Origin of the sequence: Nakamurella flavida, assembly GCF_030811475.1 — a bacterium.
Taxonomy (GTDB): Bacteria; Actinomycetota; Actinomycetes; order Mycobacteriales; family Nakamurellaceae; genus Nakamurella; species Nakamurella flavida.
Window position 1 is genome coordinate 1 of the sequence record NZ_JAUSQV010000001.1, and the last position, 21,710, is coordinate 21,710.

At 72.5% G+C, this 21,710-nt stretch carries 19 protein-coding genes and 2 tRNA genes; 14 read left to right on the forward strand and 7 right to left on the reverse strand.

The window, feature by feature from the left end; all coding sequences use genetic code 11:
* The 3 genes from J2S58_RS00005 to J2S58_RS00015 form a co-directional block, all read left to right on the forward strand.
* Positions 1–2,164 (forward strand): NAD-glutamate dehydrogenase domain-containing protein (locus J2S58_RS00005; RefSeq protein ID WP_306825943.1); only part of this gene is annotated, 2,164 nt, incomplete at its 5' end.
* A gap of 77 nt (positions 2,165–2,241) precedes the next feature.
* Positions 2,242–2,649, forward strand: a complete 408-nt coding sequence (locus J2S58_RS00010) for an acyl-CoA thioesterase (RefSeq protein ID WP_205257315.1) — start codon at positions 2,242–2,244, stop codon at positions 2,647–2,649.
* A complete protein-coding gene (locus J2S58_RS00015; RefSeq protein ID WP_205257316.1) occupies positions 2,646–3,281 on the forward strand; it encodes a hypothetical protein in 636 nt (211 codons plus the stop codon). Before J2S58_RS00010 ends, J2S58_RS00015 begins: the two co-directional genes overlap by 4 nt.
* An 18-nt stretch (positions 3,282–3,299) precedes the next feature.
* Here the strand turns inward: J2S58_RS00015 and J2S58_RS00020 are convergent, their stop codons facing one another.
* On the reverse strand, positions 3,300–3,683 hold the full coding sequence (locus J2S58_RS00020) for a globin (protein WP_205257317.1): 384 nt from the start codon (positions 3,681–3,683) through the stop codon (positions 3,300–3,302).
* Positions 3,684–3,901: 218 nt separating this feature from the next.
* On the opposite strand from J2S58_RS00020, the gene J2S58_RS00025 reads away from it, so the two are divergent.
* Positions 3,902–4,447, forward strand: coding sequence for an HNH endonuclease (locus J2S58_RS00025; RefSeq protein ID WP_306825946.1), 546 nt, complete (start codon positions 3,902–3,904; stop codon positions 4,445–4,447).
* 661 nt (positions 4,448–5,108) lie between these two features.
* Here the strand turns inward: J2S58_RS00025 and J2S58_RS00030 are convergent.
* Complete coding sequence (locus J2S58_RS00030) at positions 5,109–5,231, reverse strand: hypothetical protein (protein WP_275889418.1); 123 nt, start codon at positions 5,229–5,231, stop codon at positions 5,109–5,111.
* Positions 5,232–5,859: 628 nt separating this feature from the next.
* Here J2S58_RS00030 and J2S58_RS00035 point away from each other — a divergent pair.
* The 3 genes from J2S58_RS00035 to J2S58_RS00045 all read left to right on the forward strand — a co-directional run bounded on the left by J2S58_RS00035 (position 5,860) and on the right by J2S58_RS00045 (position 7,912).
* A complete protein-coding gene (locus tag J2S58_RS00035; protein WP_306825948.1) occupies positions 5,860–7,134 on the forward strand; it encodes an MFS transporter in 1,275 nt (424 codons plus the stop codon).
* A 66-nt stretch (positions 7,135–7,200) separates the two neighbouring features.
* Positions 7,201–7,431 carry an aa3-type cytochrome oxidase subunit CtaJ gene (ctaJ, locus tag J2S58_RS00040; protein WP_205257319.1) on the forward strand — a complete coding sequence of 77 codons (231 nt, stop codon included), beginning with the start codon at positions 7,201–7,203 and terminating at the stop codon, positions 7,429–7,431.
* Positions 7,418–7,912 carry a DUF5130 family protein gene (locus tag J2S58_RS00045; RefSeq protein ID WP_205257320.1) on the forward strand — a complete coding sequence of 165 codons (495 nt, stop codon included), beginning with the start codon at positions 7,418–7,420 and terminating at the stop codon, positions 7,910–7,912. The genes ctaJ and J2S58_RS00045 overlap by 14 nt, the downstream gene beginning before the upstream one ends.
* 69 nt (positions 7,913–7,981) lie before the next feature.
* On the opposite strand, the gene pepN is transcribed toward J2S58_RS00045, so the two are convergent.
* The gene (pepN, locus tag J2S58_RS00050; protein WP_205257321.1) at positions 7,982–10,537 is read right to left on the reverse strand and encodes an aminopeptidase N; all 2,556 of its coding nucleotides are present in this window, start codon (positions 10,535–10,537) and stop codon (positions 7,982–7,984) included.
* Positions 10,538–10,795: 258 nt separating this feature from the next.
* Here pepN and J2S58_RS00055 point away from each other — a divergent pair, with 258 nt between their 5' ends.
* The 3 genes from J2S58_RS00055 (at position 10,796) to J2S58_RS00065 (ending at position 12,666) form a co-directional block, all read left to right on the forward strand.
* Positions 10,796–11,443 carry a mycothiol-dependent nitroreductase Rv2466c family protein gene (locus J2S58_RS00055; RefSeq protein ID WP_205257322.1) on the forward strand — a complete coding sequence of 216 codons (648 nt, stop codon included), beginning with the start codon at positions 10,796–10,798 and terminating at the stop codon, positions 11,441–11,443.
* 123 nt (positions 11,444–11,566) lie between these two features.
* Positions 11,567–12,100, forward strand: coding sequence for a universal stress protein (locus J2S58_RS00060; RefSeq protein WP_306825953.1), 534 nt, complete (start codon positions 11,567–11,569; stop codon positions 12,098–12,100).
* A 92-nt stretch (positions 12,101–12,192) separates the two neighbouring features.
* Positions 12,193–12,666 carry a ribose-5-phosphate isomerase gene (locus J2S58_RS00065; RefSeq protein ID WP_205255129.1) on the forward strand — a complete coding sequence of 158 codons (474 nt, stop codon included), beginning with the start codon at positions 12,193–12,195 and terminating at the stop codon, positions 12,664–12,666.
* Between the two features lie 13 nt (positions 12,667–12,679).
* Here the strand turns inward: J2S58_RS00065 and J2S58_RS00070 are convergent, their stop codons facing one another.
* The 4 genes from J2S58_RS00070 to J2S58_RS00085 form a co-directional block, all read right to left on the reverse strand.
* Complete coding sequence (locus J2S58_RS00070) at positions 12,680–13,186, reverse strand: hypothetical protein (RefSeq protein ID WP_205254982.1); 507 nt, start codon at positions 13,184–13,186, stop codon at positions 12,680–12,682.
* 95 nt (positions 13,187–13,281) lie between these two features.
* Positions 13,282–14,505 (reverse strand): pyrophosphate--fructose-6-phosphate 1-phosphotransferase, encoded by a 1,224-nt coding sequence (locus tag J2S58_RS00075; RefSeq protein WP_205254983.1) that lies wholly within the window; start codon positions 14,503–14,505, stop codon positions 13,282–13,284.
* Between the two features lie 271 nt (positions 14,506–14,776).
* A complete protein-coding gene (locus J2S58_RS00080) occupies positions 14,777–15,955 on the reverse strand; it encodes an RtcB family protein (RefSeq protein WP_306825957.1) in 1,179 nt (392 codons plus the stop codon).
* A gap of 94 nt (positions 15,956–16,049) precedes the next feature.
* A tRNA-Gly gene (locus J2S58_RS00085) sits at positions 16,050–16,120 on the reverse strand.
* Positions 16,121–16,233: 113 nt separating this feature from the next.
* On the opposite strand from J2S58_RS00085, the gene J2S58_RS00090 reads away from it, so the two are divergent.
* The 4 genes from J2S58_RS00090 to J2S58_RS00105 all read left to right on the forward strand — a co-directional run bounded on the left by J2S58_RS00090 (position 16,234) and on the right by J2S58_RS00105 (position 21,484).
* A tRNA-Pro gene (locus J2S58_RS00090) sits at positions 16,234–16,307 on the forward strand.
* 92 nt (positions 16,308–16,399) lie between these two features.
* Positions 16,400–19,240: a LuxR C-terminal-related transcriptional regulator gene (locus tag J2S58_RS00095; protein WP_240188240.1), complete on the forward strand. Its 2,841-nt coding sequence runs from the start codon at positions 16,400–16,402 to the stop codon at positions 19,238–19,240.
* 106 nt (positions 19,241–19,346) lie between these two features.
* Positions 19,347–19,973: a hypothetical protein gene (locus J2S58_RS00100; protein WP_205254984.1), complete on the forward strand. Its 627-nt coding sequence runs from the start codon at positions 19,347–19,349 to the stop codon at positions 19,971–19,973.
* A gap of 83 nt (positions 19,974–20,056) precedes the next feature.
* The gene (locus tag J2S58_RS00105) at positions 20,057–21,484 is read left to right on the forward strand and encodes a carotenoid oxygenase family protein (protein WP_205255132.1); all 1,428 of its coding nucleotides are present in this window, start codon (positions 20,057–20,059) and stop codon (positions 21,482–21,484) included.
* Positions 21,485–21,710 lie beyond the last annotated feature (226 nt).

The following is a 21,710-nucleotide window of genomic DNA, read 5'->3' on the forward strand; positions in this document are numbered from 1 at the left end:
GTATCTGGTCGTCGCCGCGGACAAGGGCACGGCGACCTTCTCCGACACCGCCAACGCGGTGGCCGCGGAGTACGGGTTCTGGCTGGGCGACGCGTTCGCCTCCGGCGGCAGCGTCGGGTACGACCACAAGGCGATGGGCATCACGGCGCGCGGGGCGTGGGAGTCGGTGCGCCACCACTTCCGCGATCTGGGCATCGACACCCAGACCCAGGAGTTCACCGTCGCCGGCATCGGCGACATGTCCGGGGACGTGTTCGGCAACGGCATGCTGCTGTCCCCCCACATCCGGCTGGTAGCCGCATTCGACCACCGCCATGTCTTCCTGGACCCGGATCCGGACGCGGCCGCGTCGTTCGCCGAGCGCGCCCGTCTGTTCGCCCTGCCCCGCTCCTCCTGGGCGGACTACGACACGGCGCTGCTCTCGCCCGGCGGCGGTGTCCACGCCCGCACCGAGAAATCCGTCCCGCTGGCCGCGCCGGTGCGGGCCGCGCTCGGCCTGGCCGACGACGTCCTCGCCCTGTCCCCGGCCGATCTGATCCGGGCCATCCTCACCGCGCCCGTGGACCTGTTGTGGAACGGCGGGATCGGCACCTACGTCAAGGCCTCGACGGAGACCAACGCCGACATCGGCGACAAGGCCAACGATCCCGTGCGGGTCGACGGCTCCGATCTGCGGGCCCGGGTGGTCGGCGAGGGCGGCAACCTCGGCGTCAGCCAGCTCGGCCGCATCGAGTTCTCCCGCGCCGGTGGATTGATCAACACCGACGCCATCGACAACTCCGCGGGGGTGGACACTTCCGACCACGAGGTCAACATCAAGATCGCGCTGCAGGACCTCATGCGGCGGGGCGAGCTCGACGAGGCGGGCCGACAGTCCCTGCTGGTCTCGATGACCGACGAGGTGGGGACCCTGGTCCTGGCCGACAACGTCGACCAGAACAGGGTTCTCGGCGTCTCCCGCGCCCACGCGGGGATCATGGTGAGCGTGCACGGGCGGTTGATCGACGCCCTGGTGCAGCAGGGCCGACTCGACCGGAAACTGGAGTTCCTCCCGCCCCGCGCCCAGCTGGCGACCCGGGAGGCGGCGGGGGAGGGGCTCAGTTCCCCCGAGTTGGCGGTGCTGCTCGCCTACGTCAAGTCCGCGCTGTCGACGGCGATGCTGGCCAGTGACCTGCCCGACGAGCCGGCCTTCGCCGGGCGACTCCCGCTGTACTTCCCGACCCCGATGCGGGGCCTGGTCCGCCCCGCGGGGGAGGGGGCTGGTGGGGAGCCCGAGGGTCCCGGCGCCCCGGTCGCGGCCGGCCATCCCCTGGCCCGGGAGATCGTCACCACGATGACCGTGAATCAGCTGGTCAACGCGGCCGGCTTGTCCTTCGTGTTCCGGCTGGGCGAGGAGATGGCGGCCGAGCCGGTCGATGCCATCCGGGCCTTCGCCGTGGCCGCGGACGTCTTCCGCCTGCCCGAGTTGTGGGCCGAGATCGCCGCGCAGGACAACCTGATGCCCGCCGCGGGGCAGAACGTGCTGTTCCTCTCGGTGCGGCGCCTGCTGGACCGGGTCTCCCGGTGGTTGCTCACCCGACGTCCGCAGCCGCTCGACGTGCTGGCCGAAGGCGAGCGCTACCGCTCCGCCCTCGGGCACCTCGTCCCGCGGATGCCGCGGCTGCTGCGGGAGATCGAACGCACCGCGGCCCAGGCGGAGACCGCACGGTTGGCCGCCGTCGGTGCCCCGGCCGCGTTGGCCACCCGGCTCGGGTACGCGTTGTACTCCTTCAGCCTGCTCGACGTGATCGACATCGCCGGGGAGACCGGGCGGGATCTGGACGAGTGCGCCGATCTCTACTACGCGCTGTCGGCGCACCTGGACTTCGATCGGACCCTGCTCGCGGTGACCAGGCTGGACCGGACCGACCGGTGGCGGGCGCTGGCCCGGCAGGCCCTGCGCGACGACCTCTACCGCTCGATCCGGATGATCACCGCGGACGTGATCTCCTCGTCGCCGGTGGGATCCACCGGCGAGGAGAAGATCGCCCGCTGGGAACGGGAGAACGCGGCCCGGCTCGCCCGCGCCCGCACCACGTTGGCCCAGTTGGCCCAGGACCCGGACGGCTCCGGCCTGGCCGCGCTGTCGGTGGCCGCCCGGGAGATCCGTACGCTGATCCGCTGAGGTGCGCCCCGGTCCTCGCCCCGGACGGGCCGGGTGCGCACGGGTCGCCGACCCACGACAGGAACGGGGGAGCGACGATGACCCAGCGGTACGTCTCGCAGGTGCGGGTGCGGTGGTCCGATCTCGACGCGTTCGGGCACGTGAACAACGCCCGCACGCTCACCCTGCTGGAGGAGGCCCGGGTCGACTGGCTGTTCCGGGACGCCGCGCAGCACGGGGTGGACCGGCTCACCCAGGGCGTCGTCGTCGCCCACCTGGAGATCGACTACACGCGGGCCATCGGCTACGACCTGCCGGTCACCGTGTCGATGGGGATCACCGCGATGAGGAACGCCTCGTTCACCATCGACTACCAGGTCACCGTGGGCGGGGCGACCGCGGCCCGGGCCAGCACGGTGATGGTGGCCGTCGACCCCACGACGTTCCGGCCGCGGCGGTTGGACGAGCGGGAACGCGCCTTCCTCGAGCGTTACCTCGTGGCATGAGCGGCGCCCGTTTCCGCGCCGCGTCGCCGGAGGACCGGGCCGACGCCGGTGCGTTCGTCGGGCGGGTCGCTCGGTGGGATCCGGCCACCCCGGTCCGGCTGCGGGCCGATGGCGATCTGGTGCGCATCTGGGCCGGCACCCCGTTCGACGCCCTGGTCACCCGGGCGGTCGCCGGATCGATCACCCCCACGGACGTGACGGTGTACGCCGGCAGTCTGCTGGCCGGTCTGGAGGTGTCGGTCGCCGAGGACGTCGACCCGGGTACGACGGCCGACGCCGCGTGGCGTTCGCAGTTGCCCCCGGCCGGCGGATGGGTGCTGGTCGACCGGGTGCCGGCGACGGTCCTGGCCGCCCTGGCCCAGGAGTTCACCAGCGGCGCCCGCGACCGACCGGGACCGGCGGGCGGCGCCTCCGCGGCCCTGTTGGACTCCGAGGTCATGGAGGTCAGCGGCAACGGCATGCGGGTCCCGCTCACCGTCCGGGTGCTCTTCGCGCTGTCCGGCATGGGGTTCGCCGGACCGGGCGAGGCGGAGATCGTCCGGATCAGCGCGACGGACTCCTGGGTCCGGTTGGACGCCCGGTACGGCGCAGTGCTCCGCCGCAGGCACGCGCTCATCCCGCTGCTGCTCTGATCGGACCGGCGGGGGAGCTCAGTGCAGCGAGTTCACCAGGCTGTCGGCGGCCATCACGAGATACGCCCACAGGCGTTCCCGATCGGCCTCGGCCAGGTCGGCACCGTCGACCGCGTGCTGCATGGCCGCGAGCCAGGCGTCGCGCTCGGGCATGCCGATGGTGAACGGTGCGTGCCGCATCCGCAGCCGGGGATGCCCGCGCTGGTCGGAGTACGTGCGTGGGCCACCCCAGTACTGCTCCAGGAACATCCGCAGCCGGACCTCGGCCGGACCCAGGTCCTCCTCGGGGTAGAGCGGCCGCAGCACCGGATCCTGGGCCACCCGCTCGTAGAAGCGGTGCACGATGCCGACGAAGGCGTCGTGACCGCCGATCTGGTCGTAGAACGTGGGAGGAGTGCTCACCGGTCCATTGTCCCGCGTCGCGGGCCCTCTCCCGGCCGCCGGGAGCGCTGCTGCTGCTCCGTCACGTGACGGAGCGGGGATGGACGCGACGTGTCGTGGACGTCATGGTGTCGCCAGGACGACCGGGAACCTGTTGACTGATGACGTGTGGACGGCGTGCGCGCCCGGTTCCGTGGCGCGGTGAGCCGTTGTGTGCTCGGCCGGCCAGGAGGTGCGCGGTGACCCCGTTCCTGATCCCCATGTCCAGCGGTCCCACCGAGGTGATCACCCGGGCTTTGGTGGTCAACGCGAGCCACGAACCCCTGGCCATCGTGAGCTGCCGGCGGGCCCTGATCCTGGTGCTGGCCGGCAAGGCGGAATGCGTCGCCGAACACCAACGGACGATGTTCCGGTCGCCGACCTGCACCCTCGCCGTTCCCTCGGTGGTCCGATTGCTGCGCTACGTCTCCGTGCCGCGGCCCGCGCCGAGCGCGGTCACCCGGGCCGGGGTGCTGACCCGTGACGGGCGGCGCTGCGCCTACTGCGAGAACGTCGGGGAGACCATCGACCACGTGATCCCCCGCAGCCGGGGAGGTCAGCACACCTGGGAGAACTGCGTCGCCTGTTGCCTGAGCTGCAACCGGCGCAAGGGGAGTCGCCTGGTCGCGGAGCTGGGGTGGTCGATGCGGGTCGTCCCCGGGCCGCCGAGAACGGGGCGCGGGCGGGTGACGCCCGGGACGGGTCACGATCCGGCCTGGGCGCCGTGGTTGGCCCACGCGGCCTGACGTCGGGTGTCGGTCGCATCTCGGCCACGCAGCCCGAGGTGGGTCAGGCTCATCCACGTGTGGGGGAGCTGAGCTCGGCAGGGCGATGGCCAGCGGGGGTGGTGGCCGGCGGGGGTGGTGGACCGGAGTCCACGACGGGGCCAGGCGTGCGATGCCACCTGTGCCCGATGGCCGGGGGCCGTCGTGGGGTGATCCCTGTCGACCGGTGAACGTGACCATCGGACGAATACGACAAACAAATCTGAAGGATCTGCCTGGTTGCAGCTCTGGTGTCCGGGTGTGACGGTCCGGCACACTTCACCGGGATGCGCAGCGTCACCGGCAAATACTCACCGTGGTCGCCCGACGACGACCCGAAATCTGAACTCCGGCGCCGCCGCGAGCCTGCCGCTCGGAGCCGTCGTGGTTCCTGTGCACGTCAGAGGGTTGTCCGGACCCGGGGCCTGCCCGGCCGGGTTCCGTCTGCCTCTCCCCGGCTCTGAGCCTCTACACCATCGGGCAAGTCCCGCGAACACCATGGTGTCCGCCGTTCATGACGTTCAGTGATCCTGTCGCTCTCGGGGCGACGTCCGGGTCACATTCGGCTGACCGTGTCAGCATTGCACTGCGTAATTATTCATGCCCGTGGGATGACCGTTGCGTAGTCATCCGCGGGTCCGGATCAGCCGACGCGGGTGCCGAAGCCGACGCGGGTGCCGAAGCCGACGCGGGTGCCGAAGCCGACGCGGGTGCCGAAGCCGACGCGGGTGCCGAAGCCGACGCGGGTGCCACGAGCTGCAGACATGAGTATCTCCTTGAGGTCTGCCCGGAGTGCGGTGCACTGCCTGGGCGGGTCTGGGGGTGAAGGTCGGAGGTGAGTCTCGCGGGCGGGGTCTGGCCGGACCCCGGGATCGCAGTTCGAGCACTGGTCCGATCCAGATCCCTTGTGTCACAATGACTTCGGGCTGTTCCGAACCACTTGCTCTGAGATCAATATAGGGGCGGGTCAGTCGGTGACCCTGAATGGCGCAGACGATTGATCACGGAGCGTGTTCGAACTTCTGACCCTCTTGATCCACGATCGGCGACGGGAATGACTTCGGGCGCCTCGTGACCCATTTGGTTGCAGCCCGATAGGGCTGGCATTCACTCAAAAGAGAGCGTTTCATCACGTGGAACGGCTGCGCGCCGCTGTCGGCTCCACCAGCGATGGACGGCGGACGGCGTTCGGGACCGTGGGTTCGCGGGCCGGACGAGCGATCGACCGACTCTCCCGTGGTGTGCGAGGGTGACCCCCAGCGTCGGGCCACTGTCGGGGTGCTGATCCGGACGTATCCGGAACGAGGAATGCAGCCGACAGCTCGGGTCCGCCCGGCGCACGAACGAGTGTCGGGATTGTGTCGTCGCACAGGCGGGCCGGGGGTGAGCACACAGTGTCCGCAGGTGAACCGGCCGTGCCGCAGGACGGCTCGGCCACCGGATCCCTGCCCCGTCCCTTCCGGCGGTTGGTCTGGGCCTGGTCGTCCTCGCTGACCGGGGACGGGCTCCGGGTCGTCGCCGTCCCCCTGGCCGCGGTGGCCATCGATCCCTCGCCGGGTGCCGTGGCCCTGGTCGCCGCGGCCAGCTCGCTGCCCTGGCTGCTGGTCGCGGTTCCGGCCGGTGCACTGGTCGACCGGTGGAATCCCATCCGGGTGATGGCCGCCGCGCACGTGGTCCGCGCGGCCCTCGCCGTGGTCCTGGCCGTGCTCCTCTTCCTCGACCACGCGTCGATCCCGGCGCTCTGCGTGTTCGCGTTCGCGATGACCGCGGCCGAGACCTTCACCGACGGGGCGGCCCAGTCGCTCATGGTGCGACTCGTCCCGGGGCGGGCACTGGAGCGCGCCAACTCTCGCTTCGTCACGACCGAGACACTCGCGCTGGACCTCGCCGGCCCGGTCCTCGCCGGGGTGCTGGTGGCCGTCGCGCCGGGGCTGGCGCTGGCGGTGTGCGGCGGGTGCTTCCTGCTGGCGGCCGTGTTCGTCGGTCTCGTCCGCCCGGGCACGGAAGCGATGGCCCCGGTGGCTCCCGGCACGCCCCAGGCGGGCCTGTCCACCTGGGGACGCATCCGACAAGGGATGTCGGTGCTGTGGCGCGACCGGGTGCTCCGGGTACTGGTGGTCACCGTCGCCGTCCTGGCCCTCGCGAACGGCACCACCGATGCCGTGCTGGTGCTGTACGGAACGCAGACTCTCGGATTCTCCGAGCTCTTCTACCCGTCCCTGCTGGTGGCCTACTCGATCGGCACCCTGACGGCCGCCCAGCTGGTTCCGCGGGTCGTGGAGCGGTACCGCGGGGGCCCGGTGATGCTGCTCGCGCTGATCGCCATGGGGGTCGTCTTCGTGCTGCTGGGACTGTTCCCCGGGATGGCGCAGGCGTTGCTGCTGTACGCGGCCCTGGGAGTGGCCCAGGGCAGCTGGAACGTGCTGTCGGCCACCCGGCGCCAGCGACGCACCCCGCTCGATCTGATCGCCCGCGTCTCGAGCGCCTTCCGGGTGCTGGCGTGGGGCGCGCTGCCCGCCGGGGCCGCTCTCGGCGGGTTCGTCGCCCACGAGGTCTCGGTCCCCGCCGTCTTCGTCGTGGCCGGGGTCATCGTGCTGCTCCTGGGGGCGGTCGTCGGCCGGTCCTTCCTGGAGGTCGAGCGCGCCCGGTTGTCCACCCCGCCGGGCTGAGGGCCCGGACGGCGTCCTCGGCGGGTGGGCGCACCCGGGGCCCCACCGTCCGATACCGTGATCGCCGTGAGCATCCTGCAGACGGTCGCGACCTTCGTCGTCGCGCCCGCGGCGCTGTACGGCCTGATCGCCCTGTTGACCCTCGTGCCTTCGCGCGCCAAGAAGCGCCCGCGTTACGCCGCGGGTCAGTCGTGGGACTACCCCGCGCAGTGGTGGGCCGGCGACGCCCCGGTGGTCGTGTCCGGAACCGGGGTCAGCCCCGCCGAGAGTCGTGGAGGTGCCCATGGCACGTGGTGAGGTCGAGGTCTCCGGTGCTCCCGGCCCCGATCAGGGCGCCCTGGCCAAGGAGACGGAACGACGCAAGTGGGAGCCGCCGTCCGTCGGGCCGGTCGGTGAGGCCGACCACCCCCTGACGATCGAGCAGTTGCTGGTGCTCGACGACGTCATCACCCACGCCGAACGGGCGACCGGGTTGCGGTTCTCCGCATACCTGGGCGATCTCGGCGGGGACACCCGGGGACGCGCCGAGAGCCTGCTGGGCGATCTGGGCGAGGACGCGCCGATGGCCGTGCTGCTCGCCGTCTCCCCGGGGCAGCGGGTCGTCGAGGTGGTCACCGGTTCCGAGGCGGCCCGACGGGTGAGCGACCGGGCGGCACGGCTCGCCGTCCTGGCCGTGGTCTCCTCCTGCGCGGACGGCGACGTGTTCGGGGCGCTGTCCACCGGGCTGCGCATCCTCGCCGATCAGGCCGGAACCCTGCCGGAGCGCTCCTCCTGGTGACCTGAGTCAGCCGGAACGACGAGCCGGGGGCGTCCATCGGACGCCCCCGGCTCTTCGCTGTCCGCCCGGTCAGCCGGCGGCGTCGTACCCGCGGGCGGCGAGTGCGCGCTGCAGCCCGGCACGTCCTTCCGAGACCAGTCGCCGCAGGGCGGCCGGGTGCTCACCGTCCTCCCAGGCCAGGGCCTCCGCGACGGTGTCCTGATCGATCGACCACCGCGGGAACAGCCCGACGGCCACCTTCTGGGCCACCTCGCTGGACCGCCGCTCCCACACCCCGGCGATCTCGGCGAAGTAGCGCTCCCGGAACCCGGTGAGCAGCTCCGCCTGGGCGGGGTGGGCGAATCCGCCGATGGCCGCGTCCTGCAGGGCGTTGGCCATCGTGTCGTCGGTCATCAACCGGTCCCAGACCGCCTGCTTGTTGGCCACGGTCGGGATGAGGGCCCGGACACCGGTCGCGCGGCGATCTCCCGACGCGGTCGGATCGGCTGCCGCGGCGGTGGAGATCTCCGGTTCGCCGGCGCGGCCGTGCGCGACCAGCGCCCCCAGCAGCGTCCAGGACAGGTCGGTGTCCACCGTCAGGCCCGGCAGGCCGACGGTGCCGTCCCGCCAGCCCGCGATCGCCTCCAACGCCGGGCCGTCCAGCCTGGCCTGCGCGAGGGCGTTGACCGCGGCCAGCTGCACGTCACCGGCGGGCTCGGCCGAACGCGCCAGGTCCAGCAGCGTGGAGGTGAGCGTCGGCCAGCCCTCCGTCGCAGCCCACGCCGGATCGGCGTAGGAGCCGGTCGCCGTGTGCATCTGGGCGAGGACCCGCTGCACGACACCGATCTGGTCCTCTCCGGCCAGGCCGCGGGCGGCCAGGGCGACGAAGTCCCGGGCGCGCATCTGGGCGTCCCGGGTCATCTCCCAGACCGCGGACCAGGTCAGCGTGCGGGGGAGTGACTCGGCGATGTCCGCGATCCGTTCCACCACGGTGGCCAGCGAGCCGGTGTCCAGGCTGAGCTTGCAGTAGGTCAGGTCGTCGTCGTTGACCAGCACCAGATCGCCCCGGGACACCCCGACAAGGTCCGGCACGGCCGTGCGGCCGGACGTCACGTCCAGCTCGACCCGGTGGGTGCGCACGAGTGCCCCGGAGCCGTCGTCCCCGTAGACGCCCACGGCCAGCCGGTGCGGCCGCAGTTCGCCCGCGCCCGGCGAGGCCGGTGTCTGCACGATCTCGAACCGGGTGAAGAGCCCGGCGTCGTCGACGTCGAAATCGGCGGACAGGCCGTTGATCCCGGTGGTCTGCAGCCAGGCCGCCGACCACGCGGACAGATCGCGTCCCGAGGTCTGCTCCAAAGCGCCCAGCAGGTCGGCCAGGGTGGCGTTGCCGAAGGCGTGGGCGGCGAAGTAGGCGCGCAGGCCGGTCAGGAACTCCTCGTAGCCCACGTACGCGGCGAGCTGCTTGAGCACGCTGGCGCCCTTGGCGTAGGTGATGCCGTCGAAGTTCACCTCGACCGCGGCGAGGTCGACCATGTCCGCGGCGATGGGGTGGGTGGACGGCAACTGGTCCTGCACGTACGCCCAGGACTTCTCCACGTTGGCGAAGGTCGTCCAGGCCGAGGTGTACTCGGTCGCCGCGTTCTGGGCCACCACCGAGGCCCAGGTGGCGAACGACTCGTTCAGCCACAGGTCGTCCCACCAGCGCATGGTGACCAGATCGCCGAACCACATGTGGGCCATCTCGTGCAGGATCGTCTCGCAGCGCCGCTCGTAGAGGTACCGGGTGACCCGGGAGCGGAAGACGTACTCCTCGCGGAAGGTCACCGCGCCCGCGTTCTCCATGGCGCCGGCGTTGAACTCCGGGACGAACAGCTGGTCGTACTTGCCGAACGGGTACCGCACCCCGAAGGCGGAGTGGAAGAAGTCGAACCCCTGCTTGGTCTGGGCGAACAGCCGGTCGGCGTCCAGGAACTCGGCCAGGCTCGCCCGGCAGAACAGGCCCAGGTCGATGCCGTCGTGGTGATCCCGGACCACCGAATAGGGCCCGGCGATCAGGGCGGTGACGTAGGTGCTCATCGGCTGGGTGGTGGCGAACCCGTGCACCACCGCACCGGAGGGGTCGTCCTGCGGGCCGGTCGGGGCACCGTTGGACACCACCTCCCAGCCCGCCGGTGCCGTGACCCTGAACGAATAGGTGGCCTTGAGATCGGGCTGGTCGAAGCAGGCGTAGAGCCGCTTGGCGTCGGCCGTCTCGAACTGCGAGTAGAGGTAGGTGGCGTCGTCGACCGGGTCGACGAACCGGTGCAGCCCCTCGCCGGTGTTGGTGTAGAGCCCGACGGCGTCGACGACGAGCTGGTTGCTCTCCGCCAGCCCGGGGAGCTCCAGGCCGGTCGGCGAGGTCCAGCCGGTCACGTCCAGCGGTCGCCCGTTCAGCGTCGCCGCGGAGATGGCGCGCCCGACGAAGTCGACGAAGGTGGAACCGCCCGGGGTGGCGGTGAACCGCACCGTGCTCCGGGTGGTGAACGCCTCGGGCGTGGGGCTGCCGGCGCCGTCGGTCAGGTCGATCTGGACGTCGTAGGACTGCACGGTGACGGTGGCCGACCGCTGCCGTGCCTGTTCCCGGGTCAGGTTGGGCGCCTGGGCCATGGTGGTGCTCCTCCGATTGCGGATCTGCAGAACGCGGACGTGCGGGGCGTCGGTGCCCGGATCGACCGGCCAGCGACGTGAGGTGCGGGAACAAACCTAACTCCCGGCCGTGTTGCCCCATCGGGAGCATGCCGGTGCCCCCCGACAGTGGGCGTCCCCGATCGGCCGTACCGACCGGAGCCCGCCGACCGCGAACCACCCGGCACCACACCACGTCCCCCGCACCACACGCCCCGCACCACTCGTCGAGGAGATCAGATGGCCGACACCGCAGCACCCGTCACCGCCCAGCCCGGCCAGGACGGGAGGCACCGTGCGGACTTCTGGTTCGACCCCCGCTGCCCCTTCGCCTGGATCACCTCCCGCTGGCTCGTCGAGGTCGAGAAGGTCCGCGACATCGACGCCGAATGGCACGTCATGAGCCTGGCCATCCTCAACGAGGACAAGGACATCCCGGCGGAGTACCGCGAACTGATCGGGAAGACCTGGGGGCCGGTCCGGGTGGCCGTGGCCGCCGCCGACCGGGTCGGCAACGACATCCTGGGGCCGCTCTACACCGAGATGGGCACCCGCATCCACAACGAGGGGGTCGAGGACCAGGCCGAGGTCATCCGGGCCTCGCTGGCCGCACTCGACCTCCCGGCCGATCTGGCGGACGCCGCCACCTCGACCGAGTGGGACGACGCGCTCCGGGTCAGTCACGACGCCGGCGTGAAGCCGGTCGGCGACGACGTGGGCACGCCCATCATCCACGTCGACGGGGTCGCGTTCTTCGGCCCGGTCATCACCCGCATCCCGCGGGGCGAGGAGGCGGGCCGGCTGTGGGACGCGACCGTCGCCATGGCCGCCTACCCGTCGTTCTTCGAGCTCAAGCGCAGCCGCACCGAGGCCCCGCGCTTCGACTGACCGCTTCCTCGCACGCCGCGGCGGCACCGGCCGATCAGCACGTCCGGCGGTGCCGCTGCGGCTACGCTGATCGGTGCCGACGGGGCCTCTGGTGGCTCGGTAGGCAGACCCTGGGAGCCCGCCATGAGCACATTCACCCCCCCTCCGCCCGCCGTCGCGACCTCCGGTGCGCCGGAGTCGCACGCGGCCGTCGTGCCCGTTCCGCCGGACATGCGCAGCGGACCCATGGTCGTCGGGATCGACGACGTACAGGCGTGTGGACGACCGCTGCGGGCCGCGGTCTTCCTCGCCCGGGCGGCCGGCCGCGCGGTGGTGCTGGTGCACGTCCGGCGGCGTGCCATGCCGATGGTCGAGGGGTACGTCCCCATCCCCGAGGAGTACGCGGTGAACGACGCGGCGGAGGACGCCGTGGAGCGCGAGCTGGTCGACACCCTCCGTGCCTGCGGAGATCTCGACGGCGTCGAGTGGGAGCTGGTGTCCACCACGGGTGAGGCCGGCTCCGAGCTCGTCCGGGTGGCCGTCGAGCGCGACGCCGCCTGTGTGGTCGTGGGCAAGCGGCACAAGGGCTTCGCCGACGTCCTGCACCGCATCGCCTCGGGATCGGTCTCCCGGGCGGTCGTGGCGACCCAGAAGTTCCCGGTGCTGGTCGTCCCCTGATCGGCTGCACCACCCGTCGTCGACACCCGCCCGCGGGGGCCGGGGCGGGTGTCGACGACGGGCGGGCCGAGGGGTCTGCCAGACTGCACGCCATGCGCGTCTACATCGGGTCCGACCATGCAGGTTTCGAGCTCAAGGCCCGTCTGGTGGCCCACCTCGCCGAATCCGGCCACGACGTGGTCGACGTGGGGGCGGCGACCTACGACCCGATCGACGACTACCCCCCCTTCTGCCTGGAGACCGGTCGCCGCGTCGTCGCCGACGAGGGCAGCCTGGGCGTGGTGATCGGCGGGTCCGGCAACGGCGAGCAGATCGCCGCCAACAAGGTGTCGGGCGTGCGCGCCGCGCTGGCCTGGAACTCCGACACCGCGTCCCTGGCCCGGCAGCACAACAACGCGAACGTCGTCTCGATCGGTGCGCGCATGCACGACGAGGAGACCGCGATCGGGTTCGTCGACCTGTTCCTGGCCACCCCGTTCTCGCACGACCCGCGGCACCAGCGCCGGATCGACGAGATGGCCGCCTACGAGGCCGACCCGACCCCGCCGGTGCTGCCCGCCGGCTGATGCCGCGCGGCGGTCAGCTCCGGGGACCCGCGCGCCCCCGGGTGCGGCCGGTCGGCAGGTCCTCGGTCGGGGTGTAGTAGCGCCGCTTGACCACGACGTCACGTTCCGCGTCGGCGAGATCCTGGGCGGTCGGTGTGCCTGCCTCGCGGGCCCGCATCGCCGCCTCGCTGGAGACCTGGGTGCCCCGATGGGTGACCAGGGCCCGCAGGAAGCGGTCCGAGGCCTCCTCCTGACGTTCGCGGCGGCTCTTCGGCGGAGCCTGGGGCGAACGGGGCGTGGACGACGGGGACGACGCGGACCGGCCGGATGCGGGCTGATCTCCGCGGTCGCCCTGCCCGGGTGACGACCCGGCGTCGCCGTCCGCCCGGTCGGCCCCGTCCGCCTCCTCCGCCCCGGCGTCCGGTTCGACCGCAGTGGCGGGGCCGGCCCGTTCCGAGCCTCCGGCAGGGCCGACGTCGGACCCGCCGGTGGGCCGGGAACGGGGCGGGCGGCGCCGTCGACGCGCGGAGGAGGGTTCCACCCCGCCAGCATGGACCTCACCGGAACGGATCTCCGCCCCGCCCGCCGCGCCGTCCCGCCCCGGGGTGTCCCCGGGGGCGGGAGCGGACCCGGGAGTCAGTGGGCCGCCGCGGCCGAGGTGGCCGGCTGCCCGATCCCGTCCAACAGCTCGCCGTACCAGGGCGAGCTCAGGTCGAAGGCCTTGCCACCCTTGATCCGGTCGAAGGCGATGGCGGTCAGCCGGTCACCGTTCTCCTCGTCGTGCCCGATGACACCGGATTCGCCGCGCAGCGCGCAGTCCACGGCGTAGTCGGTCATGGACTTGATGAGGCGCAGGTCGTCGGTGTTCGCCGCAGCCGACCGGGAGTAGTAGCCGGACTTCTGGACCATGACCTTCTCCGCTCCGAGTCGCTCCGCGAACTGCTCGGCGAACCACTGGCCCGGGTTGATCCTGTCGATCTTGACGTGACCGAACGGGTCACGCGGCACCTCGGCGCCGCTGGCCTCGAGCTGGGCGACGATGGTGTCCAGACCGGCACCCTCGGACAGGAAGATCGTCACGTTGCCGACCCGGTCCATCACCTCGGTGAGCCGCGCGGCCTCCCGGTCCAGATCGAAGACCGCCTCGGGCACGTAGACCGCGTGGACGTCCCACGCCTCGCGGCTCAGGCCGAACTCGGGCAGCCATTCCTGGGTGTCCAGCCACCGGCGGTAGGCCTGGGCGGTGGCCGCGGTCAGCCACCCGCAGTGCCGGCCCATCACCTCGTGGACGATGAGCATCCTCGACCCCGAATTGTGCTCCCCGACGACGTTCCGGGCGAACTCGGCGCCCTGCTCGGCCGCCGTCCAGGCGCCCAGCGACTGCTTGATCGGGATGACGTCGTTGTCGATGGTCTTGGGGAGGCCGACCACGGTCAGGCCGTAGTCGTTCTCGGCCAGGTGGGCGGCGAGATCCGCTGCGGTGGTGTTGGTGTCGTCGCCGCCGATGGTGTGCAGGACGTCGACACCGTCCGCGGTCAGCCGCTCGGCCGCCACCTGCAGCGGGTCCTGGCCCTCCTGCACGAGCCCGCGCTTGACCAGGTCCTTGGCGTTGGTCAGCTTGACCCGGGAATTGCCGATGGGGGAGCCGCCGAACCGGTGCAGCAGAGCCGCCTTCTCCCGGACCTCCGGGGTGACGGTGAGGTACCGGCCGGACAGCAGCCCCTGGTAGCCGTACTGGTAGGCGATGATCTCGACCTCCGGCGCCAGCTCGGTGTAGCGCTCGATGAGGCCGCCGACGGCGGAGGACAGGCAGGGGGCGAATCCGCCCGCGGTGAGCAGGGCGACCTTGCGGACGGTCATGGTGGCCTTTCTGCTGGCCGCCCCCCGCGATCCGCGGCGGACGATCCGGTGGGCGGACCGGTGACGGGCCCGCGGGACGGGAAGACGGTACCGAGCGGCACCGACGGGCGGTAATCCCGGGGCGTGGTGCCCGGGGCCCCCGCGCGTGCCCCGCCCGTCGTGGGCACCTCCGGTCCGCCGCCTGCCAGGGGTCGCCGGCCGGCGACACCGACCGGCCGGACGCCCTGTCGGTCGGGCGTCCGGGCGGTCGGTCGCGTGGGTGCCCGCGCGGTCAGTCGCCCTTGACGTTGACGATCTGCCGCAACGTGTGCCGGATCTCCACCAGGTCGGCCGCGTCGGCCATGACCTGGTCGATGTCCTTGTAGGCCGCGGGAATCTCGTCGAGGAACGCGTCGGTGTCCCGGTACTCGATCCCGGCCATCGCCGCCCGCAGGTCGTCCCCGGTGAAGCGCCTGCGCGCCGCGGACCGCGAGTACATCCGGCCCGCTCCGTGCGGAGAGCTGTTCAGCGACACCGGGTTTCCGAGCCCGGTCACCACGTAGCTGGCCGTGCCCATGGAGCCCGGGATGAGACCCGGCATGCCCTTCCCGGCCTCGATCGCACCCTTGCGGGACACCCAGACCTGCTTGCCGAAGTGCCGTTCCTGCTGCGTGAAGTTGTGGTGGCAGTTGATGCGTTCCTGCTCCCGGACGTCCTCACCGGACCAGTCGGCGACGCACTGGACCACCCGGTCCATCATCTCCTCACGGTTCAGCAGGGCGAAGGTCTGCGCCCACCGCAACTCCCGGATGTAGGTCCAGAAGTCGTCGGTGCCCTCCACCAGGTAGGCCAGGTCCCGGTCGGGCAGGGTGATCCACCACTGCTTCATCCGCTCCTGGGCCACCGTGATGTGCCGCTGGGCGATCCTGTTGCCCACGCCCCGGGAGCCGGAGTGCAGGAACAGCCACACCGCGCCGGTCTCGTCCTGGGTCACCTCGATGAAGTGGTTGCCCGAGCCGAGCGTGCCCAGCTGCAGGCGCCAGTTGCCGGCGTACCGGGCCGGGTCGAAGCCGGCCGTGTCGGCCAGGGTCTCCAGCTCGGCGACCCGCCCCGCAGCGGTGCCGGTGAGGACGGTGTTGTAGGCGCCGGCCGAGCACGGCACGGCGGCCTCGATCGCCTCCCGCAGGGCGGCCAGTCGGCCGGCCGCGGCGCCGACGAACCGGTCGGCCGGGAACTGGGTGCGGACGGCGATCATGCCGCACCCGATGTCGACGCCGACGGCCGCGGGCATGATCGCGCCGAGGGTGGGGATGACCGAGCCGACGGTGGCTCCCTTGCCGAGGTGGGCATCGGGCATCAGGGCCAGGTGGGGGTGGATGAACGGCATGGTCGACGCCGTCCGGGCCTGCGCCAGGGTCGAGTCCTCGAGGATCGAGGCCCAACTGATCAACTTCTTCGCGAGGTGCTTCACCCACCGATGGTCACAAACCGGCGCCAGTGGTTTTCCGGGCGCGGGCGACCGGCGGTGTCCGCGGCGACCGCGGGACGGTTCCGGAGCCGGATCGAGCGGGCGACGAGAATCGAACTCGCGTAATCAGTTTGGAAGACTGAGGCTCTACCATTGAGCTACGCCCGCACGTGAAGGCCTTCCCGGTCGCGCACCGGTCGCCGACGCGGTCGAATAGTAGCCCACCGGGTAGGCTCCGCGTTCGACGGCTCGACGGGGTGTTCCTCCGCCGGGACGCGTCACGGGGTGTAGCGCAGCTTGGTAGCGCGCCTGCTTTGGGAGCAGGATGTCGCAGGTTCAAATCCTGTCACCCCGACCCGGTTGCGCCTTCGGCACCGCTGCGTTCGACAGCGCTGCGTGCGGCACCGCCACACCCGGTCCCCTTCGTCCGTTCCCTAGGCTGGCGGCATGACGCGCCGACGGGAAACGGGCCCGGACGCACACCTGCCCGATTCCCGGGACCATCTCGAGGCGGCCCTGCGTTCGTGGGTGTCGGCGATCCCGGCCGGACTGTCGGCCGAACAGGATGCGAACGGGAGCCCCCTCCGGCGTGGTGTCTCGGTGTCCCTGGAGGGTCACCCGGGCATGGGCAAGTCCCATCTCGGTCGATCCGTCGCCGATCTGGCCCGGGCGCAGGGTTTCCGGGTGGTCTCCGCACGGGGGCGGGAGCGGTTGTCCCGCACCGGGTTCGGTGTCGTGCACGAGCTCCTCGGGCCCACCGCTGACGGGCAGGATCCCGGGGAGGCCGCTTTCGGCCGGGTCGACGGGTGGGCCGCGGAGGGGCCCGTGCTGTGCTGGGTGGACGATCTGCACTGGGCCGACTCGGCCTCCCTCGCGACGCTCCGCCGGCTGGTCTGGGCTGCCCGCGACCTCCCGCTGGTGCTGATCCTGGCCGGTCGGGCGCTGCCGGCCCGGGAATCGGTGACGATGGTGACCCGGTCGGTGGACCACCGGCTGGTGCTCCCGCCCATGTCCGACATGGCGGTCGAGACCATGGCCCACACGATCCTGGGCGAGTGGCCCGGGCCCCGGCTCCGCGCACACCTGCAGGCATGTCGGGGCAACCCGTTGTTCGTCGCCGACGTGCTCGGCGCCCTGACGGCCGCGGGTCGGCTGACCCCGGCCGGGCGGGAGCGGGTCGACCTGATCGGGCAGCCGCCCGCTGCCGGCGCCGGCCTGCACGCCCATCTCGACAGCCACCTGCGGGGGATCGGGGAGGCCGCGGGTGAGCTGCTGGGGGCGTTGGCCGTCTGGGGGACGGCGGCCACCCCGCAGGACCTGGCCGATCTGCTGTACGTGACGCCGGACGCCATCCGCGCGACCGTGGACGCCGCGGTCGCCTCGGGCGTCGCGCAGTGGACCGAGGACCGACCCGAGGACGCGGCCGGAGACCGGGCCGGGGCCCGGCTGCAGTTCGTCCACGATCTCTACCAGGAACGGGCCGATCACCTGCTCGAACCCGGCGTCCGGCGGGCCGTCCACCGCCGCGCCGCCGAGCTGCGGGGCACCGCGGGCCAGAGCCCCGCGGTGATCGCCCAGCACCTGCTCCTCGCGGCCGACCCGGAGACCGGTCGGGACGGGGCCCTGCTGACCGCCCTGCGGGCCGCGGCCGCCGAGGCGGGCGCCTGGGCGCCGGCCGTCCAGGCGGAACTCCTCGGCGATCTGCGGGTGGCCGATCCGGGCGCAGAGGGTGACCTGGTCGCCGTGGACCAGGCCCAGGCGCACTACGCCGGGGGACAGCAGGCGCGTGCGGTGGAGATCGCCGCCCGGCATCTGGCCGTCACCACCGACCGGCAGGCCGCGGCCACCCTGCAGACCATCGTGCTGCGGGTCCTGGTCAACCGGGGTGACACCGTCGCGGCCGGTCAGGCGATCGAACGCACCCTCTCGGTCGCCCAGCTGCCGGGCGGTGTCCGCCGTCAACTCAGCCAGCTCCGCTGCTGGGTGCAGGTGCTCGCCGGCGAACGGGCGGCGGCCCGCGCCTCGCTCGCCCCCTTGCTGGACGAGGCCCGGGCGGCCGGGGACGCCGAGGTCGAGTACGGCCTGCTGAGCAGCCTGGCCATCCTGGAGTACCTGGATGCCCGGCCGGCGACGGCGTTGGACGTCGTCGAGCGACAGCGTGGTCTGGCCCTGTCCGACCGGGCGAAGGTGGAGAGCCGGATGACCTCCCTCATCTGGCCGCCGCTGTTCGCCCTGTACGCGCACGGTCCCGAGGTCGCCCAGCGCGTGTCGGTCGACGCCCGCCGGACCGGCGCCCGGTTCGGGGCGCGCTGGCTCGACCCGTTCCACAGCTTCGTCGCCGCCGGGATCGCCTCGTCGGCCGGCCAGTGGGACGACGCCACGGCGGAGGGCGACACCGGGTTGGAACTGGCCGAGGAGATCGGCACGGGCTGGACGTCGCTGGCCGTGGGGGAGCGGGCGGGTCTGGACGCCCGGCGGGGCCACCTCGCCGCCGCGCGGCGACGCCTGGACGACTTCGCCGCGACCGGGTTCCCCTGGCAGTTCGGCAGCCCGGACCCGCAGCTGGCCGACCTGCTGGTGCTCGAGTCCGGCGGTGCCGCGACCGCGACCGCGGCGGTCGCCGCCGCCCGTCGGCTCTGGTCGACCGCCGCACCGGCCGGGCCGTTGTGGATGCTCCGGTGCGCCCCGGACGTCGCCCGGATCGCGCTCACCCGGTGGGACCCGGACCTCGCCGGGCGGGTGGCCGGGGACGTGGCCGCCCTGCCGACCACGCGGATCCCGCTCCTCGCCGCGACCCCGGACCTGGTCGGCGGCATGGCGTCCGGTTCGGTGGACCAGCTGGTGGCGGCCGCCGAGGCTGCGACCCGGGCGGGCAACGTCCCCCTGGCCGCCACCGCCCAGGAGGAACTGGCCTACGCCGCCGGTTCGGCCGGGCGGGCCGACATCGCCCGGCCGACCCTGGATCTCGCCGTCGCCGCCTACCAGGGCATGGGAGCCAGAGCCGGCGCGGATCGCGCCTCGGCCCGGCTGCGCACGGTCGGGATCCGGCGGGGGTCCCGGGCGGAGCACCGGACGGACCGCCGCGGACCGGCCAGCCTGACCCCGACCGAACGGCGGGTGACCCTGCTGGTGCGGGACGGCCTGACCAATCCGGAGATCGCGGCTCGGCTCTTCCTCTCACCACGCACCGTGCAGACGCACGTCTCGCACATCCTGGCCAAGCTCGGGGCGCGGTCACGGGTGGAGGTCGCCCGCATGGACCTGCCGCCGGGGGGCGTCGAGGGCTGAGGTCGCCGGCGGGGCCGCGCCACGGGCGCCGCCCATCATCCGTCCGGTCCGATTATCCGCCGATCGGCGGATATCTCCCATATGACGGATTCGTAGTGTCCTGATCATGAAGAATCTGGGAGTACTGCTGGGCTTCATCCCCTGGATCGTGTTCGACCTCGCCTCGGAGCGCTTCGCCGCCAACGGGGTCGGCTGGGCGGCGCTCATCGCCGTCGGACTCACCCTGGCCTCCGTGCTGGCCAACGCCCGCAAGCACGGGCCGAAGATCCTCAACCTGGGCACCCTGGTGCTCTTCGGGGCCATCGCGATCGCCGGGTTCCTGGGTGACGCGGGTACCGATCGCTGGCTGTACTTCTGGGGCGTGCCGCTCGTCGGCGTGGTCCTCGGCCTCTACGTGCTGGCCACCGTGCCGGTCATGCCGTTCACCGCCGAGTACGCCCGCCAGGGCACCCCGCGCCAGTACTGGGGGTCGCCGACCTTCGTCAGGATCAACCGGGTGCTGAGCACCGCCTGGGGCGTGGCCATCCTGGTCATGGGCCTGATGTCGGTGGCGGTGACCGCCCTGGGCGACAACACCCGCGTCCTGCAGGACGACCAGTTCGTCGACCTGGCCCTCAACTGGATCCTGCCCATCGCCATCGTCTGGTTCATGGTCAAGTTCACCGCCACGTACCCCGACCGGGTGACCGGCCGGTCCGGCGCTGCCCCGGCAGGCTCGCGGGCCGCGGCATGACCACCCCGCCCGGAGCGTCGCCCGGGCCCGAGGGGGTCCCGGCCATCCACCCCGCCCGGCCCACCCACCACGCGCACCCCGGCATGGCCGACATGTCGCACGACGAGCACCTGCTCGGTGCGTTCCGGCCCACCCTGGACGAGGTCGACCTGCCGGCGACCGTCATCTCCGGGGTACTGCCGCCCGAGTTGGACGGGGAGTACCTGCGCAACGGGCCCAACCCCCGGTTCACCCCCGTCGGGTCCTATCTCTATCCGCTCGAGGGCGACGGCATGGTGCACGCCGTCATGCTGCGGGACGGGCAGGTCCGTTACCGCAACCGTTTCGTCCGCACGCCGATGATCGAACGGGAGGAGGCCGCGGGACATGTGCTGTGGCCCGGACTGATGTCCGGCCGGGCCGGGCAGCTGCCCACCGCCGAGGAGGTCGGTCCCGACCTGGCCGGCAGCTTCCGCGACATGCCCGACATCAACGTCGTCCGGCACTCCGGCCGGGTGATGGCGATGGCCGAGGGCAGCACCCCCTTCTGCCTCGGCCCGGACCTCGCCACCCTCGGCCGGGAGACCTTCGACGGTGCCCTGCCGGTCGGCATGACCGCGCACCCCAAGATCGATCCGGTCACCGGGGAGATGCTCGTCTTCTGCTACATGCTGGAGGCGCCCTACCTGACCTGGTCGATCATCGACCGCACGGGCCGCGTCGTCCGGGCGGACACCCCGGTCGCCGGGGTCGATCGCCCGGTGATGATCCACGACATGGCGCTCACCGAGCACAGCGTCGTGCTCGTGCTCTCGCCGCTCTTCTTCGACGTGATGGCGGCGATGCGTGGCGGGTCGATGCTGTCCTGGGAGCCCGACGAGGGCACCCGGGTGGCGATCGTGCCCCGCGACGGGAGCCCGGTCCGCTGGGCCCACGGCGACACGTTCTGGACCTGGCACATGGCCAACGCGTTCAGCCGGCCCGGCCAGGACGGGTCCCCGAGCAGTGTGGACTCGCCGATCGTGCTGGACATGGTCCAGCACAGCGATCCCGGGATGGGGATGGGCCGGGGGACGCACACCTCCGCGTTCGTCCGCACCACCGTCGATCCGGTGGCGGGGACGATCGCGCACGAGGAGATCGAGGCCGGCCGCCTGGAGTTCCCGCGCATCGACGACCGTCGGCTGGGATCGGCCCACCGGCGGGTGGCCGTCGGGTACCGGACCGCGACCGCCCCTGCGGTGATGGGCGCGTTCGACGCCGTGCGGGTGTTCGACACCGCGACCGGCAGTGCGCAGCAGTGGACGTCGGACGGCCTGGTGGGGGAGCCGTCCTTCGCGCCGCGACCGGGGTCCACCGCCCCCGACGACGGCTGGTGGCTGGACATCGTCGCCGACCCGGCCGGGGTGGCGCCCAGCCGCCTGGTGGTGCTGGACGCAGCCGACGTGTCCGCCGGGCCGGTGGCCACCGTGCAGCTCCCGGTGCGGGTGCCGCTCGGTCTGCACGGCAACTGGCTGCCCGGCCAGGAGTGATCGCGGGCCCGGTGCGGCGAGGGGCGCACCGGGCCGCGGGGGGCGGCGGGGGGCGGTGGGGGCGGCCACACGATCCCCGGTGCCGTGGTCACCCGGCCGGCAGCTGGTCCGGCACCGGCGCGGAGTTCGCCTAGAATCGTCGCTGGTCATGCCCGAGGCGGCGCCCTGACGGTGCCGCCCCCTGCCGCGGCCGTCGGTGGCCGACGTCACCGACCCGGGATGACGG